The 21,054-nt window shown below is 59.0% G+C and carries 26 protein-coding genes and 3 pseudogenes; 18 read left to right on the forward strand and 11 right to left on the reverse strand.

Annotation, left to right across the window (positions count from 1 at the left end; genetic code table 11):
* Positions 1-35 precede the first annotated feature (35 nt).
* The 10 genes from BLL38_RS06490 to recX all read left to right on the forward strand — a co-directional run bounded on the left by BLL38_RS06490 (position 36) and on the right by recX (position 6,966).
* On the forward strand, positions 36-602 hold the full coding sequence (locus BLL38_RS06490) for a phage tail assembly protein (protein WP_076961808.1): 567 nt from the start codon (positions 36-38) through the stop codon (positions 600-602).
* A gap of 128 nt (positions 603-730) precedes the next feature.
* The gene (locus BLL38_RS06495) at positions 731-2,095 is read left to right on the forward strand and encodes a hypothetical protein (protein WP_090412934.1); all 1,365 of its coding nucleotides are present in this window, start codon (positions 731-733) and stop codon (positions 2,093-2,095) included.
* A complete protein-coding gene (locus BLL38_RS06500) occupies positions 2,095-2,478 on the forward strand; it encodes a phage tail protein (protein ID WP_076961809.1) in 384 nt (127 codons plus the stop codon). The genes BLL38_RS06495 and BLL38_RS06500 overlap by 1 nt, the downstream gene beginning before the upstream one ends.
* Positions 2,471-2,683 carry a tail protein X gene (locus BLL38_RS06505; protein ID WP_076961810.1) on the forward strand — a complete coding sequence of 71 codons (213 nt, stop codon included), beginning with the start codon at positions 2,471-2,473 and terminating at the stop codon, positions 2,681-2,683. The genes BLL38_RS06500 and BLL38_RS06505 overlap by 8 nt, the downstream gene beginning before the upstream one ends.
* A gap of 9 nt (positions 2,684-2,692) precedes the next feature.
* Entirely contained in the window at positions 2,693-3,703 is a 1,011-nt protein-coding gene (locus BLL38_RS06510; RefSeq protein ID WP_076961811.1) for a contractile injection system protein, VgrG/Pvc8 family, read from the forward strand.
* 20 nt (positions 3,704-3,723) lie between these two features.
* Entirely contained in the window at positions 3,724-4,272 is a 549-nt protein-coding gene (locus BLL38_RS06515; protein WP_076961949.1) for a glycoside hydrolase family 19 protein, read from the forward strand.
* Positions 4,263-4,766, forward strand: coding sequence for a lysis system i-spanin subunit Rz (locus BLL38_RS06520; protein WP_076961812.1), 504 nt, complete (start codon positions 4,263-4,265; stop codon positions 4,764-4,766). Before BLL38_RS06515 ends, BLL38_RS06520 begins: the two co-directional genes overlap by 10 nt.
* An 81-nt stretch (positions 4,767-4,847) precedes the next feature.
* A complete protein-coding gene (locus BLL38_RS06525; RefSeq protein ID WP_076961813.1) occupies positions 4,848-5,348 on the forward strand; it encodes a CinA family protein in 501 nt (166 codons plus the stop codon).
* 83 nt (positions 5,349-5,431) lie between these two features.
* A complete protein-coding gene (gene recA, locus BLL38_RS06530; RefSeq protein WP_076961814.1) occupies positions 5,432-6,490 on the forward strand; it encodes a recombinase RecA in 1,059 nt (352 codons plus the stop codon).
* 8 nt (positions 6,491-6,498) lie between these two features.
* The gene (gene recX, locus BLL38_RS06535; RefSeq protein WP_076961815.1) at positions 6,499-6,966 is read left to right on the forward strand and encodes a recombination regulator RecX; all 468 of its coding nucleotides are present in this window, start codon (positions 6,499-6,501) and stop codon (positions 6,964-6,966) included.
* Between the two features lie 195 nt (positions 6,967-7,161).
* Here recX and BLL38_RS06540 read toward each other — a convergent pair whose 3' ends face one another.
* Both BLL38_RS06540 and BLL38_RS06545 read right to left on the reverse strand, forming a co-directional pair.
* The gene (locus BLL38_RS06540) at positions 7,162-8,256 is read right to left on the reverse strand and encodes an LOG family protein (protein WP_076961816.1); all 1,095 of its coding nucleotides are present in this window, start codon (positions 8,254-8,256) and stop codon (positions 7,162-7,164) included.
* A gap of 262 nt (positions 8,257-8,518) precedes the next feature.
* Positions 8,519-8,953, reverse strand: a complete 435-nt coding sequence (locus tag BLL38_RS06545; protein WP_076961817.1) for a PA3611 family quorum-sensing-regulated virulence factor — start codon at positions 8,951-8,953, stop codon at positions 8,519-8,521.
* Positions 8,954-9,147: 194 nt separating this feature from the next.
* On the opposite strand from BLL38_RS06545, the gene BLL38_RS06550 reads away from it, so the two are divergent.
* The 3 genes from BLL38_RS06550 (at position 9,148) to BLL38_RS06560 (ending at position 11,108) form a co-directional block, all read left to right on the forward strand.
* Complete coding sequence (locus tag BLL38_RS06550) at positions 9,148-9,858, forward strand: tRNA-uridine aminocarboxypropyltransferase (protein WP_076961818.1); 711 nt, start codon at positions 9,148-9,150, stop codon at positions 9,856-9,858.
* A 162-nt stretch (positions 9,859-10,020) separates the two neighbouring features.
* Positions 10,021-10,671, forward strand: coding sequence for a response regulator transcription factor ErdR (gene erdR / locus BLL38_RS06555; RefSeq protein WP_076961819.1), 651 nt, complete (start codon positions 10,021-10,023; stop codon positions 10,669-10,671).
* Between the two features lie 74 nt (positions 10,672-10,745).
* Positions 10,746-11,108 carry a diacylglycerol kinase gene (locus BLL38_RS06560; RefSeq protein ID WP_038442940.1) on the forward strand — a complete coding sequence of 121 codons (363 nt, stop codon included), beginning with the start codon at positions 10,746-10,748 and terminating at the stop codon, positions 11,106-11,108.
* Here BLL38_RS06560 and BLL38_RS06565 read toward each other — a convergent pair.
* Complete coding sequence (locus BLL38_RS06565) at positions 11,105-12,031, reverse strand: LysR family transcriptional regulator (protein ID WP_029295328.1); 927 nt, start codon at positions 12,029-12,031, stop codon at positions 11,105-11,107. The genes BLL38_RS06560 and BLL38_RS06565 overlap by 4 nt on opposite strands.
* 125 nt (positions 12,032-12,156) lie before the next feature.
* Here BLL38_RS06565 and fpr point away from each other — a divergent pair, with 125 nt between their 5' ends.
* Positions 12,157-12,936 carry a ferredoxin-NADP reductase gene (fpr, locus tag BLL38_RS06570; RefSeq protein WP_003172178.1) on the forward strand — a complete coding sequence of 260 codons (780 nt, stop codon included), beginning with the start codon at positions 12,157-12,159 and terminating at the stop codon, positions 12,934-12,936.
* A gap of 147 nt (positions 12,937-13,083) precedes the next feature.
* Here fpr and tsaA read toward each other — a convergent pair whose 3' ends face one another.
* From tsaA to rimO, 5 genes are all read right to left on the reverse strand, one after another.
* On the reverse strand, positions 13,084-13,779 hold the full coding sequence (gene tsaA / locus BLL38_RS06575; RefSeq protein WP_076961820.1) for a tRNA (N6-threonylcarbamoyladenosine(37)-N6)-methyltransferase TrmO: 696 nt from the start codon (positions 13,777-13,779) through the stop codon (positions 13,084-13,086).
* Between the two features lie 3 nt (positions 13,780-13,782).
* Positions 13,783-14,244, reverse strand: coding sequence for a YehS family protein (locus tag BLL38_RS06580; RefSeq protein ID WP_076961821.1), 462 nt, complete (start codon positions 14,242-14,244; stop codon positions 13,783-13,785).
* 66 nt (positions 14,245-14,310) lie between these two features.
* Positions 14,311-15,021: an rRNA pseudouridine synthase gene (locus BLL38_RS06585; RefSeq protein ID WP_076961822.1), complete on the reverse strand. Its 711-nt coding sequence runs from the start codon at positions 15,019-15,021 to the stop codon at positions 14,311-14,313.
* Positions 15,022-15,195: 174 nt separating this feature from the next.
* Positions 15,196-15,666, reverse strand: coding sequence for a GNAT family N-acetyltransferase (locus BLL38_RS06590; protein ID WP_076961823.1), 471 nt, complete (start codon positions 15,664-15,666; stop codon positions 15,196-15,198).
* A 103-nt stretch (positions 15,667-15,769) separates the two neighbouring features.
* On the reverse strand, positions 15,770-17,110 hold the full coding sequence (gene rimO, locus BLL38_RS06595; RefSeq protein ID WP_076961824.1) for a 30S ribosomal protein S12 methylthiotransferase RimO: 1,341 nt from the start codon (positions 17,108-17,110) through the stop codon (positions 15,770-15,772).
* 351 nt (positions 17,111-17,461) lie between these two features.
* On the opposite strand from rimO, the gene BLL38_RS32100 reads away from it, so the two are divergent.
* The 4 genes and pseudogenes from BLL38_RS32100 (at position 17,462) to BLL38_RS30100 (ending at position 18,878) form a co-directional block, all read left to right on the forward strand.
* Positions 17,462-17,512: a hypothetical protein gene (locus BLL38_RS32100; RefSeq protein WP_461505524.1), complete on the forward strand. Its 51-nt coding sequence runs from the start codon at positions 17,462-17,464 to the stop codon at positions 17,510-17,512.
* Between the two features lies 1 nt (position 17,513).
* Positions 17,514-17,600, forward strand: a pseudogene (locus tag BLL38_RS32105) (hypothetical protein); the annotation flags it as partial.
* 47 nt (positions 17,601-17,647) lie between these two features.
* Positions 17,648-17,935: pseudogene (locus tag BLL38_RS06605) on the forward strand (hypothetical protein); the annotation flags it as partial.
* Positions 17,908-18,878 (forward strand): annotated as a pseudogene (locus BLL38_RS30100) (hypothetical protein). The pseudogenes BLL38_RS06605 and BLL38_RS30100, both read left to right, overlap by 28 nt.
* On the opposite strand, the gene BLL38_RS06615 reads toward BLL38_RS30100, so the two are convergent.
* The 3 genes from BLL38_RS06615 to BLL38_RS06625 form a co-directional block, all read right to left on the reverse strand.
* Positions 18,875-20,299 (reverse strand): DUF2971 domain-containing protein, encoded by a 1,425-nt coding sequence (locus BLL38_RS06615; RefSeq protein ID WP_076961826.1) that lies wholly within the window; start codon positions 20,297-20,299, stop codon positions 18,875-18,877. The pseudogene BLL38_RS30100 and the gene BLL38_RS06615 sit on opposite strands and share 4 nt — an antisense overlap.
* A 101-nt stretch (positions 20,300-20,400) precedes the next feature.
* Positions 20,401-20,694 (reverse strand): helix-turn-helix domain-containing protein, encoded by a 294-nt coding sequence (locus BLL38_RS06620; RefSeq protein WP_076961827.1) that lies wholly within the window; start codon positions 20,692-20,694, stop codon positions 20,401-20,403.
* Positions 20,694-21,008: a hypothetical protein gene (locus BLL38_RS06625; RefSeq protein WP_076961828.1), complete on the reverse strand. Its 315-nt coding sequence runs from the start codon at positions 21,006-21,008 to the stop codon at positions 20,694-20,696. The genes BLL38_RS06620 and BLL38_RS06625 overlap by 1 nt, the downstream gene beginning before the upstream one ends.
* Between the last annotated feature and the right edge of the window lie 46 nt (positions 21,009-21,054).

Here is a 21,054-nt window from a genome sequence, read left to right on the forward strand (position 1 = left end):
GTGCCTTCAATATTTTTACTCAAGGAATTTCGCCCATGGCCTGGAAGCCACCCCTGCACATTCTGCTGGCGCCGATCACCGCCGACAGCGGTGCGAGCATCGAGCAGATCCAACTCAAACCCTTGTTCTACGCCGCGCAAAAACAGGCCCTGGCCCGTGCGGGCGACGACGAGGACGACCAGTTCTTCGAGCTGGCCAAACTGGCCACCGGCCTTTCGGAAAAGGAACTCGACCAACTCAAGCGCCCAGACTACGTGAGCATTGCCCAACACGTACACGACATGTCGACGCGCCCGGCCTCGTTCTTCCTGGAAGGTTCCGCCGAGCCGGGCGAGCAGGTGCAACTGCTGCTGCCGCTGGAAGTGGCCGGCCGCGTGTTGACCAGCGTCACCCTGGAAATGCCCGCCCTGCGCGCCACCAAAGTGATGAAAAAACTCTCCACCAACAAAGAGCGCGCCGAGTTCATCACCTCGCACTGCACCGGCCTGATGATCCCCGACCTGGATGGCCTGACCGTGCCCGACTGGACGGAATTGCAGGAGCGTATCGACGATTTTTTAAACAAACCGGCGGACTTCTTTCGCAGCGCGACATCGAAGTAATCCTCGACGTTGTACCGCTGGTTTATTCGGTAAACGAAGCGGAAATTCTCGAATGGAATGCCGCCAAAGCATTGCGCCGCTACGACATCGCGATCACTCGCCTTGGCGTCAAATAGGAGGAGAGCGAGATGCAAGACGCTCGATATACGCTCAAGCTCGCGGACGAAGACAAACGCTGGATGAGCTTTCCCGGGCTCGCCGAAAGCGGTGCCTCGCAACTGTCGGGCCTGCTAGGCGCGCAGGATGAACGCCTGGTTGGCCCATCCAGTGTGGATGTGGCGACAGCGCCACCGTCTGAACTGGGCCTGGCACTGGCACTGGCCAACGCCAGCCTGCACATCCATGTGTTGACCGAGGAACAGGTGCGGTTGCGCGAGAGTCTGGAAACCCTCAACAGCAGCCTGTTTATCGCCGGTGGCTCCCCGCTCGGTAGCGTCGCTGCAAGCCCCGCGCCTGTGGCTCAAGAGGCCGCCAAAGACAAGGAACCGACAGCGGATCCCTGGTACATCAAGGGGGCCAAGTGGTTGGGGGAGGGGTATCTTGATACGGCCAGGGGCCGGTTAACTGGCAAGGCTGTCGATGTGACGCTTGGCAAATTGCCCGGCGTGGGCAAACTGTTCCGCGACGATAGCAAGGACTGCTGCTGCCCAGGGGCCACCGAAACCTTGCAGGGGCGTGCGCGTTTTCTGCCGAAAAAAACGCTGCGTCAGAGACCCACGAAGCGGTCGTCGTCGAAAAAAACCACCCGCAGCGGTAGCCGCCTTGTTGGATCCATGGCAACGCTGCAGGGTGTTTTGGGGCGTGCCGGCCAGGTGTTTGACGGGCCCAAAATGGGTTTTCAGGGCGCGCCGCTTCAAGCTGATCGGCCCGCTCCGCGCCTGGGCGAACGTTCATCCGAGGCGCTTGTTTCACCCGTTCGTGGGCCAGTGTTGCTCAGCACTCCAGCGCCCGCTTTGCCCAAGGCTATCCCCTCCAGCCTGGTTTCAACGATGAGCAAGCTGGAGTCCGTCGGTACTCGATCCCTTGCGCCGCTGCGCTACGCCGACACCGCCATCAACCTCGTCCAGGGTGTGCGCAACGGCGACCTGCAAGCGGTCGGCAGTAGCCTCGGCACTGCCGGCGGTGCGTGGGCCGGCGCCACTGCCGGCGCGGCCCTCGGCACCCTGGTTTTGCCAGGCGTTGGCACTGCCGTCGGTGGCGTTATCGGCGGCCTGTTGGGTGGCGAGGCGGGCACCTGGTTGGGTGAAAAACTCTTCCCTTCCAGCAATCGCCTGCCAGCGCCCGAGGCCCTGAGCAAAGACCTCAACAGTGCCCGCTCGGACAACGTCCAGGTCACCCTGGCCCCGAGCATCCAGATCACCGGCGTCAACCCCGCAGACGCCCAGCAGGTGGTCGACCGGGTCCTGCAAACCCTGCAAAACCAATGCGTGCCGATGCTCACCGACTCTTTGGCGGTTCGGCGCAACGCGGCACTGACCGATGGAGGTGATTAATGCGACAGCAGATGGTACTGGGCGCCTTTATTTTCGGGCTGTCCCGAGGGTTCGCCTATTCCACGCTCCAGCGCAGCAGTGATGGCGGCTGGGGCGACCTGGAGATTATGGCCAGCAAGCCCCAGTCGCGGCAGAACGGCCAGAAGCTGGAAAAACTGACCTTCGCCGGTACCGCCACGGCGGCCGTTGGCATGCAGCGCCTGGACCAATTGCGCGCCCTGCAGGATGCACGGGCGCCGCTGCCGCTGGTCGATGGTATCGGCCGCAACTGGGGCCTGTGGCGCATTACGGCAGTCACGGAAAACCAGGCCAATGTGATCGATGACGGCACCGCCATGGTGATCAAGTGGTCGCTGGTGCTGGAGGAGTTCGTCAATGCGTAGAGTACGAAGTATTGCCGGCGATTCGGTCAACCTGCTGCTCTACCGCGAGCTGGGGCGTTGCGATGATGCGGCTGAAGAAACCCTGTGGCGCTTGAACCCCGGGCTTGCCGAACATGGCCCGGTGTTGCCGGCGGGCGTAGGGGTGATCGTGCCCGAGATGGACGCGCAACCGGGTGTTGCAACGCCGGTTTCGGCCTGGGATTAAGGAGGCAGCATGGTAATGGGATTTACCCCGGTCGTGGAGATCTATGGCGCCAACGCGGCCCTGATCAACCCACGGCTGATGCAGTGGAAACACACCGATGCGGCGGGGATCGAGTCTGACCGCCTGGAACTGACCATCAATATCGAGGGCCTGGAAGGCCTGCCGAGCCTGGGCGCGAAGATCGGTTTGCGTGTGGGTTATCGCGAGTCGGGGCTGGTGGAAAAAGGCGAGTTTGTGATTACCCAGCGCACGCCATACCTGTTCCCCATGCGCCTGGCGCTTGTGGCCACGGCGGCACCGTTCAGCGTGGCCGACCAGAGCGGCTACCGCCAGCGCCGCTCCGCCAGCCATGGCCCTACGACCCTTGGCGCGCTGTTTCGTCAACTGGCCACGCGGCATGGGTTTTCCCCCCGGGTGGCGCCGGCACTGGATGGGATTGCGATTGAGCATATCGACCAGTCCAACGAGACCGACATGGGCTTTATCACCCGCCTGGCCGGGCGCTACAACGCGGTGACCAAGCCGGTCAACGAGCTGTATGTACTGGCGCAAAGCGGCCAGGTCAAATCGCTCTCGGGCCAGCAACTGCCGGATGTGCGGTTGTCGGTGACCCATGACAACCGTCCCGGCGAGCAGGCCTTTATCAGCGCCCGGGTTGATGACAGCGCACGGGCCAAATACCAGGGATGTCGTGTCAGTTGGTGGGATGCCGCGGCCTCTCGCCAGCGGGTGGTCGAGGTGGGGATTGCGCCGTTCAAGACCTTGCGCCAGCGCTGCCAGAGTGAAACCGAAGCGCGCTCGGTGGCCGAGGGCGAGTTGCGCCGGGTGGGGCGGGAAGGGCTGAGCATCGCCATCGACTGCCCTGGTAACCCGTTGCTGTCTGCCGAAGGCCTGTTGTTGCTGGATGAAACCTGGCCGGGTTATATGCAGGGGCGCTGGTCGATTGACAAGGTGACCCACGCAGGCGACACGACGACCGGGTATCGCAGCTCGATCATAGCCAGTGGATTGGCGTCTTAGACGGTTGGAGATCAAGGATGATGACACTTACGCAACTGCAACAGATCCTGCCCAACGCCCGCGCCCAAGCGGGCGTTTTTATTTCGGCGCTGAACGCCGCCATGCTCCACCGCAACATCACCACCCCCAAACGCATGGCGGCCTTTATCGCCCAGGTCGGTCACGAGTCTGGTGAACTGCGTTACGTGCGTGAACTGGGCGGTGAGCGCTACCTGGGCAAATACGACACCGGCACCTTGGCCGCACGCCTGGGCAACACCCCCGCAGCCGACGGTGACGGCCAGAAGTATCGTGGCCGTGGCCTGATCCAGATTACCGGGCGGCGCAATTACCTGGCCTGTAGCCGGGCGCTGTTTGGCGATGAGCGCCTGCTGCATTTCCCCGAACTGCTGGAGCAGCCACAATGGGCGGCCGAATCCGCCGCCTGGTTCTGGCACAGCAATGGCTTGAATGAGTTGGCGGACCAGGACCAATTCACCACCATCACCCGCCGGATCAATGGTGGCTTCAATGGGTTGGAGCATCGCCAGCAATTGTGGGCGAAGGCGAGGGCGGTGTTATGCCGTTGAGCGGGCGCCTGTTGGCGGTTGCCCTGCTGATGGCTATCTCGGCGGCAGCCAGCTGGCAGGTCCAGGCCTGGCGTCATGGCCTGGCCTTTGAACGCCAGGCCGCACGGCATTCAGCACTGCTCAACCGGCAAAGCCAGGAAGCACTGGGCCAATACCGGGCCGAACAGGACAGGCGCCGGGCGTTGGAGCAACAGCTTCACGCCAGCGATCAACAACATACACGGGAGTTGAGCGATGCACAGCGTTACCAGGGTTCTCTGCGCGACCGGCTGGCCACTGCTGATGTGCGCTTGTCAGTCCTTCTCGACGCCGCCGACCCCGCCAATGGCCACGCAATGCCATCCGCCGCCACCGGCAGCGTGGTTCATGGAGCCCCGCGAGGCCGACTTGACCCGGCGCATGCTCAACGAATTATCGGCATCACCGATGCCGGCGATCATGGATTGATCGCGTTGCGGGCCTGCCAGGCCTATGTTCGGGCCATCACCCGGTAATCTGTTGAAGCCCTCTGTCACTTGCGTGGTCGATGGGCTCCTGTAGGGTAGGCAGACCCCCGCACTTTCCTGGAGACGATCGTGAAGGAAATTACCCAGCTCGCCGCCGAACTTGGCCGACGCTTGCAGGCGCTCAATGCCCACGTCACTACCGCCGAATCCTGCACCGGTGGCGGCATCGCCGAAGCCATTACACGGATTCCCGGGAGTTCGGCCTGGTTCGAGGCCGGGTATGTGACCTATTCCAATCGGCAGAAGACCCGCCAGCTCAATGTGCCGCAAGACTTGTTCCCCAAAGTCGGCGCGGTGAGCCGTGAAGTGGTCGAGGCCATGGCCCGGGGCGCCCAGGAACAAAGCCGGGCGCGGTTTGCCGTGGCGGTCAGCGGCGTGGCAGGCCCCGATGGCGGCTCGCCGGACAAACCGGTGGGCACCGTATGGCTGGCCTGGGGCGTAGGTGATGACATTACGGCCGAGCGCCAGCATTTCCCCGGCAACCGCGACGAGGTCCGCCGACAAACGGTAAAGGCCGCGCTAGAGGGGCTATTACGACGAGCTGCAGCAGAAATAGAAAATCAGGGGTAGGCGATCCCCGATCTTTATGGAACAATACTGTCTACTTATACAGGTGTTGGCCGTCAGGCCTTATTGATTACGTGAGGACTTTAATGGACGACAACAAGAAGAAAGCCTTGGCTGCGGCCCTGGGTCAGATCGAACGTCAATTCGGCAAGGGTGCCGTAATGCGTATGGGCGATCACGACCGTCAGGCGATCCCGGCTATTTCCACGGGCTCTCTGGGTCTGGACATCGCGCTCGGCATTGGCGGCCTGCCAAAAGGCCGTATCGTTGAAATCTACGGTCCGGAGTCTTCTGGTAAAACCACCCTGACCCTGTCGGTGATTGCCCAGGCCCAAAAAATGGGCGCCACCTGCGCGTTCGTCGATGCCGAGCACGCCCTGGATCCTGAATACGCGGGCAAGCTGGGCGTCAATGTAGACGACTTGCTGGTTTCGCAGCCGGACACTGGCGAACAAGCCCTGGAAATCACCGACATGCTGGTGCGCTCCAACGCCATCGACGTGATCGTGGTCGACTCCGTGGCGGCCCTGGTGCCCAAGGCCGAGATCGAAGGCGAAATGGGCGACATGCACGTCGGCCTGCAAGCCCGCCTGATGTCCCAGGCCCTGCGTAAAATCACCGGTAACATCAAGAACGCCAACTGCCTGGTGATCTTCATCAACCAGATCCGCATGAAGATCGGCGTGATGTTCGGCAGCCCGGAAACCACCACCGGTGGTAACGCGCTGAAATTCTACGCTTCGGTCCGTCTGGACATCCGTCGTACTGGCGCGGTGAAGGAAGGTGACGAGGTTGTCGGTAGCGAAACCCGCGTCAAGGTTGTGAAGAACAAAGTGGCCCCGCCATTCCGTCAAGCCGAGTTCCAGATTCTCTACGGCAAGGGTATCTACCTGAATGGCGAGATGATCGACCTGGGCGTGCTGCACGGTTTTGTCGAGAAGTCCGGTGCCTGGTATGCCTACAACGGCAGCAAGATCGGTCAGGGCAAGGCCAATTCGGCCAAGTTCCTGCAGGACAACCCGGATATCGCGGCGACCCTTGAGAAGCAGATCCGCGACAAGCTGCTGACCCCGGCGCCAGACGTCAAGGCTGCGGCCAACCGTGAACCTGTTGATGACCTGGCAGAAGCCGACGCCGATATCTGAGTCCAACGATGACAGTTGTACTCGATACTCTGGTTGCCGTACGGCGTACGGCAATGGACCTGCTCGCACGACGCGAGCATGGTCGTGTCGAGCTGACGCGTAAACTGCGTCAGCGTGGCGCCCCTCCCGAAATGATCGAAACAGCCCTCGACCGCCTGATGGAAGAGGGGCTACTTTGCGAAGCCCGTTATCTTGAAAGTTTTGTTTCCTACCGGGCACGCTCGGGCTACGGCCCTGCGCGGATTCGTGAGGAGCTGAGCCAGCGGGGCTTGCAGCGCGCCGATATTGAACTGGCGTTGCGTGAGTGTGGTATCAGTTGGCAAACGCAACTGGAAGACACCTGGCGCCGCAAGTTTGCCGGCCATCTGCCGATTGATGCGCGTGAGCGTGCCAAGCAAGGGCGCTTTTTGAGCTATCGCGGGTTTTCAATGGAGATGATCAGCCGCTTGTTGAGCGGTCGAGAATTGGATGACTGATTCTTAGGCGAGTGACGATCAAAAGTGGGAGCTGTCGAGCCCCTGCGAGGCTGCGATGGCGGCGGGTCTGGCAATACAGTATTCGCTGTGAGGCTACGATCGTGGCCCCGCTGGGCTCGACAACTCCCACAAAAAACAGCCCCAAAACAAAAGGCCCGCTATGAAAATAGCGGGCCTTTTTTGCGTTTTACGGTATCACGCCAGTTCCGGTGCCACCCGTTGCTGTGCTTTACCCTGGGCTTGGGCCCAGTTCTCCGGCAGGTTGATGTAGTCCACCAGCTCCCGCAGCCGCCCCTGGTTGCGCCCGGTGAAGTTGAACACCAGTCGCGTCAGGTGGCTGAAGCGTGCTTCATCGTGCTCTTCACCCCCATAGGCCAGTTGCTGGAAGTCCTCACTCAGCCGCAGGTCAGCGAACGCCGTCTGCATATGTGCCAAGGCATGCTCGCTGAGCGGGTGGTTCATGCGTACCACAAACTGGCGCTTCAGCCAGCGGGTGGAGTGGAAGTTGGCATAGAACTGGTTGATTTCATGCACCGCCTCTTCGGCACTGTGTACCAGGCGCACGAGCTTGAGGTCGGTGGGCAAGATGTAGCGGTTGGCCTCCAGCTGGTTGCGGATAAAGTCCAGGGCCCCTTGCCAGAAACCACCACCGGGCTCGTCCAGCAGCACCACTGGCACCAGCGGGCTCTTGCCGGTCTGGATCAGGGTCAAGACTTCCAAGGCTTCATCCAGGGTGCCGAAGCCGCCTGGGCACAGCACCAGCCCATCGGCTTCCTTGACGAAAAACAGTTTGCGGGTAAAGAAGAAGTGGAACGACAGCAGGTTGTCCGTGCCATCAATGGTCGGGTTGGCATGCTGTTCAAAAGGCAGGGTGATATTGAACCCCAGGCTGTGCGCCAGGCCGGCGCCTTCGTGGGCGGCGGCCATGATACCGCCACCGCCGCCGGTGATGACCATCAGGTCTGAGCGGGCCAGGGCCGCGCCCACTTCCCGGGCCAAGGCATACAGCGGGCTTTCGACTGGGGTGCGGGCCGAGCCGAAGACGGTGACCTTGCGCCGGCCCTTGAACTGTTCGAGCACGCGAAACGCATGGTCCAGCTCATTTATCGCCTTCAAGGTGATCTTGGCGTTCCAGCGGTCGCGGTCGTCCTGGGCCATGCGCAGCACGGTGAAGATCATGTCGCGATACAGCGCAATATTCGGGCTGCTGGGGGCAATCAGGTTGAGTTGCGCTTCGACCTGCTGTGTGAGGTCGGGACGGACCGGCAGGTCGTTCGGTTGATCAGGCATTCAGCTTCTCCTTCGTTACAGAGCCCCGGCGTCTTATTGCAGGCTGCTGACGGCGACGAAACAGGCTCTGTCTGTTCCTTGTGATTAAAAACCTTTGCACTGCAAGTCACGCGAGGGCAACCTTTTTTGCCCTGTAAATGTTACCGGATCGCTCGATCATGAGCCCCTAAAGTCTTGTCTGGCAATAACTTAATAGGCGTTGATGAAGGTTTTGCAGAAGGGGGCTGTCGCGCCGTTGACGAACGGCGCGTGGAGAGGGGCCTTACTTTTTCTTCTTGGCCGGGGCCGGGCAATCAGCCTCGACAAACTTGACCGACGCCACTGGGCGGTTGGTCTTGTTTTCGGTGATTTCGTAGCGCATCACGGCACCCTTGGCCATCAATTCGCGATAGCCTTTGTTCAGGCAAACGCTTTGTCCCAGCTGGAAATACACGGCCTTGGGGTTGGCGCGCATTTGCTCGGCACGGTCGGGCATCACGCTCAGGTGGTCAATCAGCTGCATGCCTTCGACGGTGTAGGCCACTTCCAGGGTTTTTTCATCAATCTCCCTGGGCAGGTCCTTGTTGCTTTCCGCCGCGACGCTTTGCAGCTTCTTGTTCATTTGCAGCTCCACCAGGGAGGCTGCCTGGGCACCCAGGGGCAATACCAGCGCCAGGGCGATGGTCGGGGCGGCAAGACGCAACATAAGACGCAGCATGAAACTCTCCTGATTCGGTTACTGGTCCATAGACCTGTCACTGCGCTGTGCGTTCAGTGGCGCGGGATTATAGGTGACCTGTAGTCGCGACGGCCAGGCGTATTGGCTGGGCGGCTCTGGTAAACTGCCGGCACTTTTGCCTGCCCCCGAGTTTTGTCCGTGTCGATTTTCATCGCTTCACAGCGGCACCCGCTATGAGCCACGCGGTGTTCCGCCTGCGTACCCAGCGCCTGGCCCGTGCCGTCAGCCCCTTTGTTGCGCGGGGCTCGCGTGCCGAACGTTGCCCCAGGTGCCGGGTCATCCCCGAATACTGCCTATGTGCCTGGCGCCCAAAAGTTGCGGCCAGGTCGGCCATGTGCCTGTTGATGCATGACGTGGAGCCGATGAAACCGAGCAATACCGGTTGGCTGATAGCCGATGTCATCGACGACACCAGTGCCTTCCCCTGGGCGCGCACGGCCGTCGAGCCTGAGCTGCTGGCGCTGCTGGCCGACCCGCAATGGCAGCCCTATATCGTCTTCCCTGGCGAGTTTGTGGCGCCGCAGCGGGTGGTCAACGAGGTCAAGGTGGCGGATGGCAAGCGCCCGTTGTTTGTCCTGCTGGACGGCACCTGGAGCGAGGCACGCAAGATGTTCCGCAAGAGTCCTTACCTGGAACACCTGCCGGTACTGAGCCTGGAGCCGGAGCAGCTCTCGCGCTACAAATTGCGCCGCTCCAAGCGCGATGATCACTTCTGCACCGCCGAAGTGGCCGCCTTGTGCCTGGAGCTGGCCGAGGACCAGCAGGCCAGCGAAGTGCTGGATGCCTACCTGGATGTGTTCAGTACCCATTACCTGGCGGCCAAGTTCCAGTTGGCGCTGGACCCGACGGACAGCGTCCATATGCGCCTTGCACCTTATCTGTAGGCGTTCGAGGCCAGATGCCCTTTGCATGATGGCACTGCAACGCCTGAGCCGGCTAAAATGCCATCAAGCGTAACTGTTCGTGACAGCCGCTGGCTGGCACCTTGTACGTTGGTGAGCACCGAACCCATCGGCGCTCCCATAAAAAACAGGATCATTTAACCAATGGCCACATACGAAATCCTGATTGCCGATGACCACCCGCTTTTCCGCAGCGCACTGCACCAGGCGGTCACACTGGGCCTGGGCCCGGATGTACGCCTGGTGGAAGTGGGCAGCATCGCTGAACTGGAAACCCGCCTGACGGACAAGACCGATTGGGACCTGGTGCTGCTGGACCTGAATATGCCCGGCGCCTATGGGTTTTCCGGCCTGGTGCTGTTGCGCGGGCAATATCCGCAGATCCCGGTGGTGATGGTGTCGGCCCAGGAAGAAGCAGACGTGGTGGTGCGTTCCCGCGAGTTCGGGGCCAGTGGCTTTATCCCCAAGTCCAGCTCCATGGAGCAGATTCAAGCGGCGGTGCGGACGGTGCTGGACGGTGATGTCTCATGGCCGCCCCAGGCATTTGAAGAGATCAACGTGTCCGCCGAAGCCAAGGCTGCCCAGGCAGGGCTTGCCAGCCTGACGCCCCAGCAGTTTCGCGTGTTGACCATGGTCTGCGAAGGCTTGCTGAACAAGCAGATCGCCTATGAGTTGAGTGTGTCCGAGGCGACCATCAAGGCCCACGTTACCGCGATTTTCCGTAAGCTGGGCGTGCGCACCCGTACCCAGGCGGCGCTGCTCTTGCAACAACTTGAGTCAATTTCCCACCCATAGGTCGGCTCGATTCACGCTTTTTTGACTTGGCGTGTTCTAGCTTCCTCCCATCTTTTTTGCTCAGTTGCCTACCTATGTCGCCGTTCAAGGGTCAAACCGGTATCAAACGTATCTTCAACGCAGGGGGCTATTCCCTCGATGGCCTGCGGGCGGCTTTCACCGGCGAGGCGGCTTTTCGCCAGTTGGTGTTGCTCAACGTGATCCTGATTCCGTTGAGCTTCTTCCTCAACGTCAGCCGCGTAGAGCGCGCACTGCTGATTGCCGTCTGCCTGCTGGCGTTGATTGTCGAGTTGCTCAACTCGGCCGTGGAAGCGGCGATCGACCGGATTTCCCTGGACCGCCACCCCTTGTCGAAAAACGCCAAGGACATGGGCAGCGCCGCGCAATTCGTGGCATTGACCATGATTACCGCGGTGTGGGCCGTGATCCTGATCTAGGCGATATTCGGCAACACGATCTCGTCGCTGCGCTGCACCCCGGCGGTAAAGGCGCGGCACAGTTCGAGGAACTCGCGCATGGCCGAGGTCTGGTACTTCTGTTTATGCCAGATAAAGTAGAACTGCCGGGCCAGGTCCAGGTCCGGGGTCTCTACCGGCACCAGGCTGCCGCGCCGGAACGCATCCCGCAGCGCCAGGCGCGAAATACAACCAATCCCCAACCCCGACTCCACAGCGCGCTTGATCGCCTCGGTGTGCTCCAGTTCCAGGCGGATGTTCAACGCACTGCGATGATGGCGCATGGCCTGGTCAAAGGTCAGGCGCGTTCCCGAGCCCTGTTCCCGCAAGATCCAGGCCTCATGGGTCAACTGCTCCATGGTCGCCTGGCCGCGCTGGGCCAGGGGGTGCTGCGGCGCGCAGAACACCACCAATTCGTCCTCGACCCAGGTTTGTACTTCGATATCCGGGTGGCTGCAGTCACCTTCGATTAGACCCAGATCAATTTCGTAATGCGCAACCTGATGCACGATATGCGCAGTGTTCTGTACATGCAGCTTCACCTGGCTCTCGGGATGCTGCTGCATGAAACTGCCGATCAGCAGCGTGGCCAGGTAATTGCCGATGGTCAGGGTCGCGCCGACTGCCAGGGAACCGAAGCCGGACTTGCCGTTGAGCAGGTCTTCGATTTCCTTGGCCTGGTCCAGCAGCGCCACCGCCTGGGGCAGCAACTGATGGCCGAGGGCGTTGAGGCTCAGGCGTTTACCGGCGCGGTCGAACAATTGGCAGCTGGATTGGCGCTCCAGCTCGGTGATCGAGGTGCTGGCGGCGGATTGAGATAAGGCCAGAAGGCCAGCAGCGCGTGACACACTTTCCTGCTGGGCGACGGCGACGAAGACTTGCAGTTGACGGAGAGTAAATCGCATATCGATATAACCGATAACCCTTATCTTAATAATCCAGTTAACAGATATTGTCGCCGCCATTAGAATACTGTGCAATTGCGCACCTATCATTTTGGCGTAGACCCATTTCCAGGAGTTCCCCGTACATGAGCAACATGAACCACGAGCGTGTCCTCAGTGTTCATCACTGGAACGACACTCTGTTCAGCTTCAAGTGCACCCGCGACCCGGGCTTGCGCTTCGAGAACGGTCAGTTCGTGATGATCGGCCTGCAGCAGCCCAACGGCCGCCCGCTCATGCGCGCTTACTCCATTGCCAGCCCGAACTGGGAAGAGCATCTGGAGTTCTTCAGCATCAAGGTCCCGGATGGCCCGCTGACTTCCCAATTGCAGCATTTGAAGGAAGGCGACGAGATCATCATCAGCAAAAAACCGACAGGCACCCTGGTGCTCGACGATTTGAAGCCGGGCAAGCACCTGTACCTGCTTAGCACGGGCACTGGCCTCGCCCCCTTCATGAGCGTGATCCAGGACCCGGAAACCTACGAGCGCTTTGAAAAAGTGATCCTGTGCCACGGCGTGCGTTACGTCAACGAAGTCGCCTATCGCGAGTTCATCACCGAGCACCTGCCGCAGAACGAGTTCTTCGGCGAGGCGCTGCGTGAAAAGTTGATTTACTACCCAACCGTGACTCGCGAGCCGTTTGAAAACGAAGGCCGCCTCACCGACCTGATGCGCAGTGGCAAACTGTTCAGCGATATCGGCCTGCCGCCGATCAATCCTGAAGACGACCGCGCCATGCTGTGTGGCAGCCCAAGCATGCTCGACGAGACCAGCGAAGTGCTGAACAGCTTCGGCCTGAAGGTTTCGCCACGCATGCGTGAGCCGGGTGATTACCTGATCGAGCGTGCCTTCGTCGAGAAGTAAGCACGACTCTAAAAATGTGGGGGCCTGCTTGTGTGGGAGCTGGCTTGCCTGCGATACAGGCACCGCGGTGTATCAGCTACATCACGGTGATGCCATCGCAGGCAAGCCAGCTCCCACACAAGCCCCCTCCCACATTTGGTTTCCGGTTTAGCCAGCCGCAACCACTTCAAGCACACAAATCACCCCAGCCTCTGGATAGTGCCAGTGCACATCCACATCCCAGAACCGCACACCATATTCGCGCTCCGGCCCAGGCGTCTGATACGCCGGCCGTGGATCCTGCGCCAGGCATTGCTCAATCAGCTCCACCAGCGGCTCGCCCAGGCGCTGGGCGTGGGTGTGGGCCTGGTGCAGGGCGGTCTTGAGCCATTGCACGGGAATCAGCGGCGGCGCGCTGCTTGCGATGCTGTTGGTGGCCGTGTCGATGATATCGGCATAAGGCACATACGGTTTGATATCCAAGACCGGCGTGCCATCGAGCAAGTCGATCCCGGAAATCCACAGCCGGCCCGGTTCTACCTTGTCCAGCTTTACCACTGACTGGCCAATGCCATTGGGGCGATGGGTCGCGCGGGTGGCGAATACGCCCATGGACGTATTGCCGCCCAGGCGCGGCGGGCGCACTTTCAGGCGTGGCTTGTCTTCCAGGGCATGATGAAACAGGAACAGCAGCCATATATGGCTGACCTGCTCCAGGCCCTGCACGGCCTCACCCTGGTCGAACGGCGCCACCAGTTCCAGCACACCCCGGGCGGCAGGTGCCAGTTGCGGCTGGCGTGGGATGGCGAACTTCTCCTTGAAGCAGGAGCGTACGAAGCCCACGGGCGAGACGTTGTAACTCATGGCTTACGCGCGAACCCGCAGCGTCAGGCCCTTGAGGAAATTGCGCAGCAACTGGTCGCCACATGTGCGGTAGTTGGTGTGGCCGAACTTGCGGAACAGCGCGCTCAACTCAGGCTTGGATACCGGGAACTCGGCGGCCTTGAGGATGGCGTGCATGTCGTCTTCCTTGAGCTCGAAGGCCACGCGCAGCTTCTTGAGGATGATGTTGTTGGTCACCGGGGTTTCGATCGGCTGCGGTGGACGACTTTCGTCCTTGCCGCGCTTGAAGATCACCAGGCCATCGAGGAAATGCGCCATGACCTCGTCCGGGCAGAACACAAAGCCTTCTTCCTCATCTTTCTTGAGGTACGTCAGCAGGTCTTCCTTGGTCACGTCCATGCCGCCGAGCTTGGTGATCTCGACCATCTTGTTGTCGCTGATGTCGAGCATGTAGCGCACGCTGCGCAGTACGTCGTTGTGAATCATGGTGGGCAATCCTGGTCTTCGACTGTAGACATCGCCCGGGCGGGCGATGTCGAGAGATAGGGCGGCTTAGAACTTTTCTTTGCCGGACATATAGCGCCATTGGCCGACCGGCACCTTGCCGATGGACACGCCGCCAATGCGGATGCGACGAATGGCGACAACTTTCAAGCCAATGGCTTCGCAGAACAGGGCGATGACGCCGGGCTGCGGGTTTTTCAGGGCAAAGCGCAGACGGTTCTCGTTCTGCCAGCTGGCTTTGACCGCAGGCAATTCCTTGCCTTTGTACATCAGACCGTGGGCGAGACGGTTCAGGCCGTGCTCTGCCACGTCGCCTGCAACTTCAACCACATATTCCTGCTCGATCTTGGCGGCGTCGGCCGTCAGCTTGCGCAGGATCTTCCAGTCCTGGGTAAACACCAACAGGCCGCTGGCCTTGGCTTGCAGGTCGGCGCTGGCGGTCAGGCGCAGGAAGTGGCCTTTGAGCGGGCGCTTGCTGAAGCGGTGTTCTTCGGACAGGGTCTCGGCGCTCAGGGACTGCATCGCGCTGTCGACATCCACGCCGGCCGGTGCATGAAACAGGATAGTCACAGGCTCTGGAGCCGTGGCCTTGGCCTCGGGATCAAGTTCGACTTTTTGTGTCGTGACCTTGAACTGCGGCTCATCGATCACTTCGCCATCCACCGAGACCCAGCCGCCTTCGATGAACAGCTCGGCCTCCCGACGGGAGCAACCGACCAGTTCGATAAGGCGTTTGGAGAGGCGTATGGGGTCAGTCATGACAAGAGCCGTAACAAAAGGGGGCCGCTATTGTACCTGCCTGGAGCCGGTTAATCCCGGCCCCATTTCAGTGCCGGGGCTTTTTGTGGGAGCAGGCTTGCCTGCGATGGCATCACCTCGGCATAGCTGATGCGCCAAGTTGCCAGTATCGCAGGCAAGCCAGCGTCTACAGGGTCAGCCGCTGCGTGTTTGCTGGACCTGGCGCAAACGCATATGCAGCAAAGGGTAGGGCTGCCCCATACCGTCATGCTCGGTGCGCCCGATCACTTCAAAACCCTGCTTGAGGTAGAAGCCCAGGGCCTGGGGGTTTTGTTCGTTGACGTCCAGTTTATCGGCATTCATCGACGCAACCGCATAGTGCAGCAATTGCCGCCCCAGGCCCTGGCCCCGGTGTTGCGGGTCGATGAACAGCATCTCTACCTTGCCTGCCGCGACGCCGGCAAACCCGGTGATCCGTTGGCGCGCGTCCTTGGTACAGATCAGCATCACCGCGTCGAGGTAGCGCGTCAGCACCAGGTGTCCCAGGCGCTGGATGTAACTTTCCGGCAAAAAGTCATGGGTGGCCCGCACCGATGCCTCCCAGATCCGGGCCAGCTCCGGGTAGTCGCTGGTTTTCGGGGTGTGGATAACCGAGTGCTGGCCCATGCCCGCTGCTCCTTGCTGCTTGTTGGCGGTGATGGGGCAAACGATAGACCTAAAAAAGCCCCGCATCTTGTCCAGAAGCAGGGCTTTTTCAATTTTTTACAGCTTAGTCGCGTTTTTGCGCCCAGAGGTCGTACTCGTCGGCGTCGGTGACCGTGCACCAGACTTTGTCGCCAGGCTTGAGCCCGCTGGCATCGTCGATAAATACATTACCGTCGATTTCCGGTGCGTCGAAGAAGCAGCGGCCGACCGCGCCTTGCTCGTCCACTTCGTCGATCAGCACTTCGATTTCCTTGCCGATGCGCAGTTGCAGGCGGGCCGAGCTGATGGCCTGTTGATGGGCCATGAAGCGCTCCCAACGGTCCTGCTTGACGTCATCCGGGACCACTGCCAGGTCCAGCAGGTTGGCCGGGGCACCTTCCACCGGCGAGTACTGGAAGCAGCCGACGCGGTCCAGCTGGGCTTCGGTCAGCCAGTCCAGCAGGTACTGGAAGTCTTCTTCGGTTTCGCCGGGGAAGCCGACGATAAAGGTCGAGCGGATGATCAGCTCGGGGCAGATCTGGCGCCAGTTCTTGATGCGTGCCAGGGTCTTGTCTTCAAAGGCTGGGCGTTTCATGGCCTTGAGCACTTTGGGGCTGGCGTGTTGGAACGGGATGTCCAGGTACGGCAGGATCTTGCCGGCGGCCATCAAGGGGATCAGCTCGTCAACGTGCGGGTACGGGTACACGTAGTGCAGGCGCACCCACACCCCCAGGCTGCTCAAGGCTTCGCACAGTTCGGTCATGCGGGTTTTCACCGGCGCGCCGTTCCAGAAGCCGGTGCGGTATTTCACGTCGACACCGTAGGCGCTGGTGTCCTGGGAGATCACCAGCAGCTCTTTGACGCCGGACTTGACCAGGCGCTGGGCCTCGTCCAGTACATCGCCCACCGGGCGGCTGACCAGCTTGCCGCGCATCGACGGGATGATGCAGAAGCTGCAGCTATGGTTGCAGCCTTCGGAAATCTTCAGGTACGCATAGTGGCGTGGGGTCAGCTTGATGCCCTGGGGTGGCACCAGGTCGATCAGCGGGTTGTGGTCCTGGCGCGGCGGCACCACGTCGTGCACGGCGTTGACTACCTGCTCGTACTGCTGCGGACCGGTCACGGCCAGCACGCTGGGGTGCACGTTGCGGATATTGCCTTCTTCCACACCCATGCAGCCGGTGACGATGACCTTGCCGTTTTCCTTGATGGCTTCGCCGATCACTTCCAGGGACTCTGCCTTGGCCGAGTCAATAAAGCCGCAGGTGTTGACCACCACCACGTCGGCGTCCTGGTAGGTGGACACGACGTCGTAGCCTTCCATGCGCAGTTGCGTGAGGATGCGCTCGGAGTCGACGAGCGCCTTCGGGCAACCCAGGGAAACAAAGCCAACCTTGGGGTTGGCTTTTGCGATGGTGGTGGACATGTCTAACCTCGGTATTGAATGACGCCGCCAGTCGGGTACGACAGGGCAGCGGATGGGCACTTGATGTGCCTCTGATCAAAAAGTGCGCAATTCTAGCGACGGGAAACGCGCTTGACCAGCTTTATGCAGGGAAATACGACGAGTGCTGCGCGCCGTTGCGCCTTGGTAAACCCAGTGATCAACAAAGTATCTGTTACTAAGAGGGATAGTGGCGGTTGGCTATCTTTCTGTCTTAAAAATAGCTACGCCGCCGACAGCTCAGCTATAGAGGATCTTTCTGTCTTCGGTCGCACGTAAGACTGCCCGGCAACACAGGCAAGGGGGCACAAGGGCTTCAAACCCAAAACCCTGATGGTCACGCTGATGATTCCATTTTTTGACCTGGTGCAACTCGCGACCTGATGTGCCAGGTGATGTTCACCGAAGGCGTGAGGCCCGGGAGGACGACAGCCTGCGCGCCTGGCTAATCCAGTTCACCCTGACCCAAAAGCTGTCCAACCCTGAGAAAGTCGAAGGTCGGTGCTCGGCTAACAAGGTGACAGCCTGGCCCGGGTATTCAACATCCCCGACTTCATCTGGCAGCAGCAGGGTGATGGGGAGGTGTTCGTGGGCCGTTGGGCTGACAGCTTCTTTGGCGCTCGCCCGCTGCTGCAGCTGCTGGCGGAACTGTTCGACGACTACCAGGGCAACCAAAGCGCGATGATTGCAGCCCTTCCCGGGTTGCGACCAGATGCAACGATCAACCACGGCGAGCGCATCACCAGTGTGGCCCTCGTCGATAACCAGATGGCCATCCGATGGACGACGCAATCAAGCGCAGCGTAGAACGACAATTCCCCGAACTGACCGGCGGATATCACCTACCGCGCTTCGCCCGGGTTGTAGGCGTGGCCGACGCCCCGGCCGGCGCCGGGATCTGTGACGACTTCCGGCCGCGCTATGCGGTTGATATCGAGGTCCTGGGGCCAGATGGCGAGCCAGACAGCAAGTTGCCGATCCTGGCCGGCGTGCCGTTGCCGCTGCCTACCGGAGGCGAGGAGATGGGTATCTATGCCTTTCCCGAGGAAGGCACCCAGGTGGTGGTGTGCTTTGCCTACGGCCTGCCGCACAAGCCCTATATCCAAACTTCCTGCCCCACGGACCGAGCATGCCCTGCGTGCCGAAGGGGATCAGGTGTGGCAGCAAAGCGAAGCCTGTCAGCAGCGTGTCGACGCGGACGGCAACTGGCTGCGCCAGACTGACGGCAAGATCCGCGATATTGTGATTGAGCGGGAAGTGGAGGCGATGGGGAACAAGGAGACGTTTCAGAACCACACCAGGACGGTGGACGACCACTCCACCGAGTCGGTGGGGGGCATCAAGACGCTTGAAGCCCTGGGCGCACTCAAGCTGCTGTCGGGTGGTTCTGCCAGCCTGGCGGCGATGGATGACCTGCACCAGGCGACCGGACGCGACTTGAACCTGGTGGTGGGGCAGAAGCACAACGCCACGGTGGGTGGCGATATGCAGGAAAGGATCGAGGGGCTGCGCCAGAGCGTGGCGGGGGGTCAGTCAGCGGATCGTGGCTCCCAAGACATGGTTGGGATCCGAGGGGGTTAACGTGCTGCAGGTTCTGTGTGATCTCATAGACTTGGTCGACCAGATGAATATCAATCTGGCCACCCATGTCCACGCCTCAAGTCCGCCGCCGAACAATGCAGCTATCTTTGCTTCTGCGCATATAAAAGCAAACCTACTATCAACTATAACCAAAGGTATAATGATTTAGTCAAGTGTTGGTTGGCCTTTTTCAGATGGGTCACAACTAACACTTATAAGCGGTCTATATTTGATGGTCTTCGTCTCCGCATCATGGTACGCCTGATAGAACTGAAATCCATCTCTCTTGTTTTTATCGCAAAGAGCTTCAACTGTTTTAAGGACTTTATACTTGTCTTCGGGGGACGTTTTAATGCCAAATATAATTCCCTCCAGGCTACTAAACTCGTATTTCAAACACCTATCTTTTTCACTATCAAAAATAGAAAGGCTGCTATCTAAAATGAGTCTATATTCATTTTCATTTATCCAGTCAGGCATTTTAGTTGTAATGCTTTCTTGACGTCTATCCCAGTAATTTTTCCTCCAGTTTACGTCATCACGAAGCACGTCAGCGCACGAACTCAAATTGCCATTGCCATCGGAATACCAATTTTTTTCTAGCTCTGGTCGTGAAAAAATACCTATTGTTCTGAAAAAGTCTAGTTCAGGGGCATTGCCCTCATACTTTACCTTGTGAAAATGAAGAACGCTGTCACCCCATAATTTCCCATTGTTTCCGATGCCAATGGGTATGTGAAAGGGCAATAGTTTCATTTCATTACTTGTGCTCGGTTTGAATTTCATGCATACGCCTGCATGATTGTCCCCGTATGAGCCCCATATAGAAGAATTGGAGCAGGAGTCCATAAAACAAGCCGTATACCATTTCTCGTGAGTAAGTTCTTTAAGCCCTTCTATAAAATCATCAGCAAAATTCAAACTTATCTTATGCCAGTTCGAGCTGTCTCCGCTTTTATAGATTGCGTAATTTCGCAGAAACTGCTTGCCATCGGCGGCATATACTGCAAGTTCATATTCAGAACCATCGAGATTTTTTGTTGCTGCAAGAAGGCCGGTAGAGGATCGTAAGCACTCTTCTTCAGTTAGCTCCAAAATTTTGGTGTCATGTGGGACTAGACCAATTTCCGCGAAAATCTTCGTGACCAAGTGAAAAGCATATAAGTGCAGAGATCTAAGGTGAACAAGAAGCTCGTGTTTTGTTACTCGTCTTTCCGAGCTAGACAAATTGTCTATAAATTTAATTACGTTTTCATTGTTCAGAAATATTTCTATGGTTTTATCTAGTTTCTCGGGGATTTCAGCTGGCACGTTCTCCTGTGCACGAATAATTGGAAAAGGAATTGCTGAAATATCTTGGCCCGTAAGATACTGAACGCTCCTGAATGCCAAGCAACGAATATAATACTTAAAAAGACTCGACCATACGATGTTGTCTCCTGAGAAAAAAAGCTCGCGATAACCTTCAAGTGGGTCATTTAACTGCTCTGGGGAAGCAAAGTAAATATATTGACCTTCGAGTTCTCCGGTACGCTCGTTGTCGCCTAGAAGCCGCTCCACTGATCTGAAACGGTATAGAAAATCTGTCATGTCATCTTTCCATAGAACATGTAAATATTGACTAGTTAATTAGGGTTTCAAATGACAAAGGACGCAAATATGCGCCCTTTGTATTGCATATTTTAAACTATCTAGCGTTGCTCAAGAGCCGCTAACACATGCTGGGGGTCATTGTTGATAGCGCGCAGGAGTGCCCGTGCTGGACCTTCCGGCTCCCGTCGGCCCTGCTCCCAGTTCTGGAGTGTGCCCACCGCGACATCAATCGCTTTGGCAAAACGTGCCTGGGAAAGTCCTGTGGCCTTGCGGATCATTTTGACCTTCACCGCATCCACATGGAACTCACGGGACGGCGGGCGTTCGCCACGGTCAATCTCGTCCATCTGGGTCATGCTTTCGACCAGGCGGTTGAACAGATTCTTTTCCATCATTTCCACCCTTTGTTTAACTCTGCCAGTACTTTCTTTTCCGCTGGGGATAGATCGTCTTTTATCCCCTTACGGTAGATCAGGATCAGCCTGATCTGGTAAGCCGCCGATAGGTGGAAGTAGATCACCCGAACCCCACCGCTCTTACCTTTCCCGTTCGCGCTCCAGCGGACCTTCCTCAGTCCGTTGGTGCCTTGGATCACATCACCAGCCGTTGGGTTTTCGGCTAGGTATTCCTGAAATTCGCGGTAGCTTTCATCGCTCAGAAGCTCGCCAAGATCTTCCGTGAAGATGGGGGACTCAATGAATATCATCTTAATGCGCTATCCGTCATTGGCGTACTGCTGAGAGTAGCGGCTC

This window comes from Pseudomonas gessardii (genome assembly GCF_001983165.1).
Lineage (GTDB): Bacteria > Pseudomonadota > Gammaproteobacteria > Pseudomonadales > Pseudomonadaceae > Aquipseudomonas > Aquipseudomonas gessardii.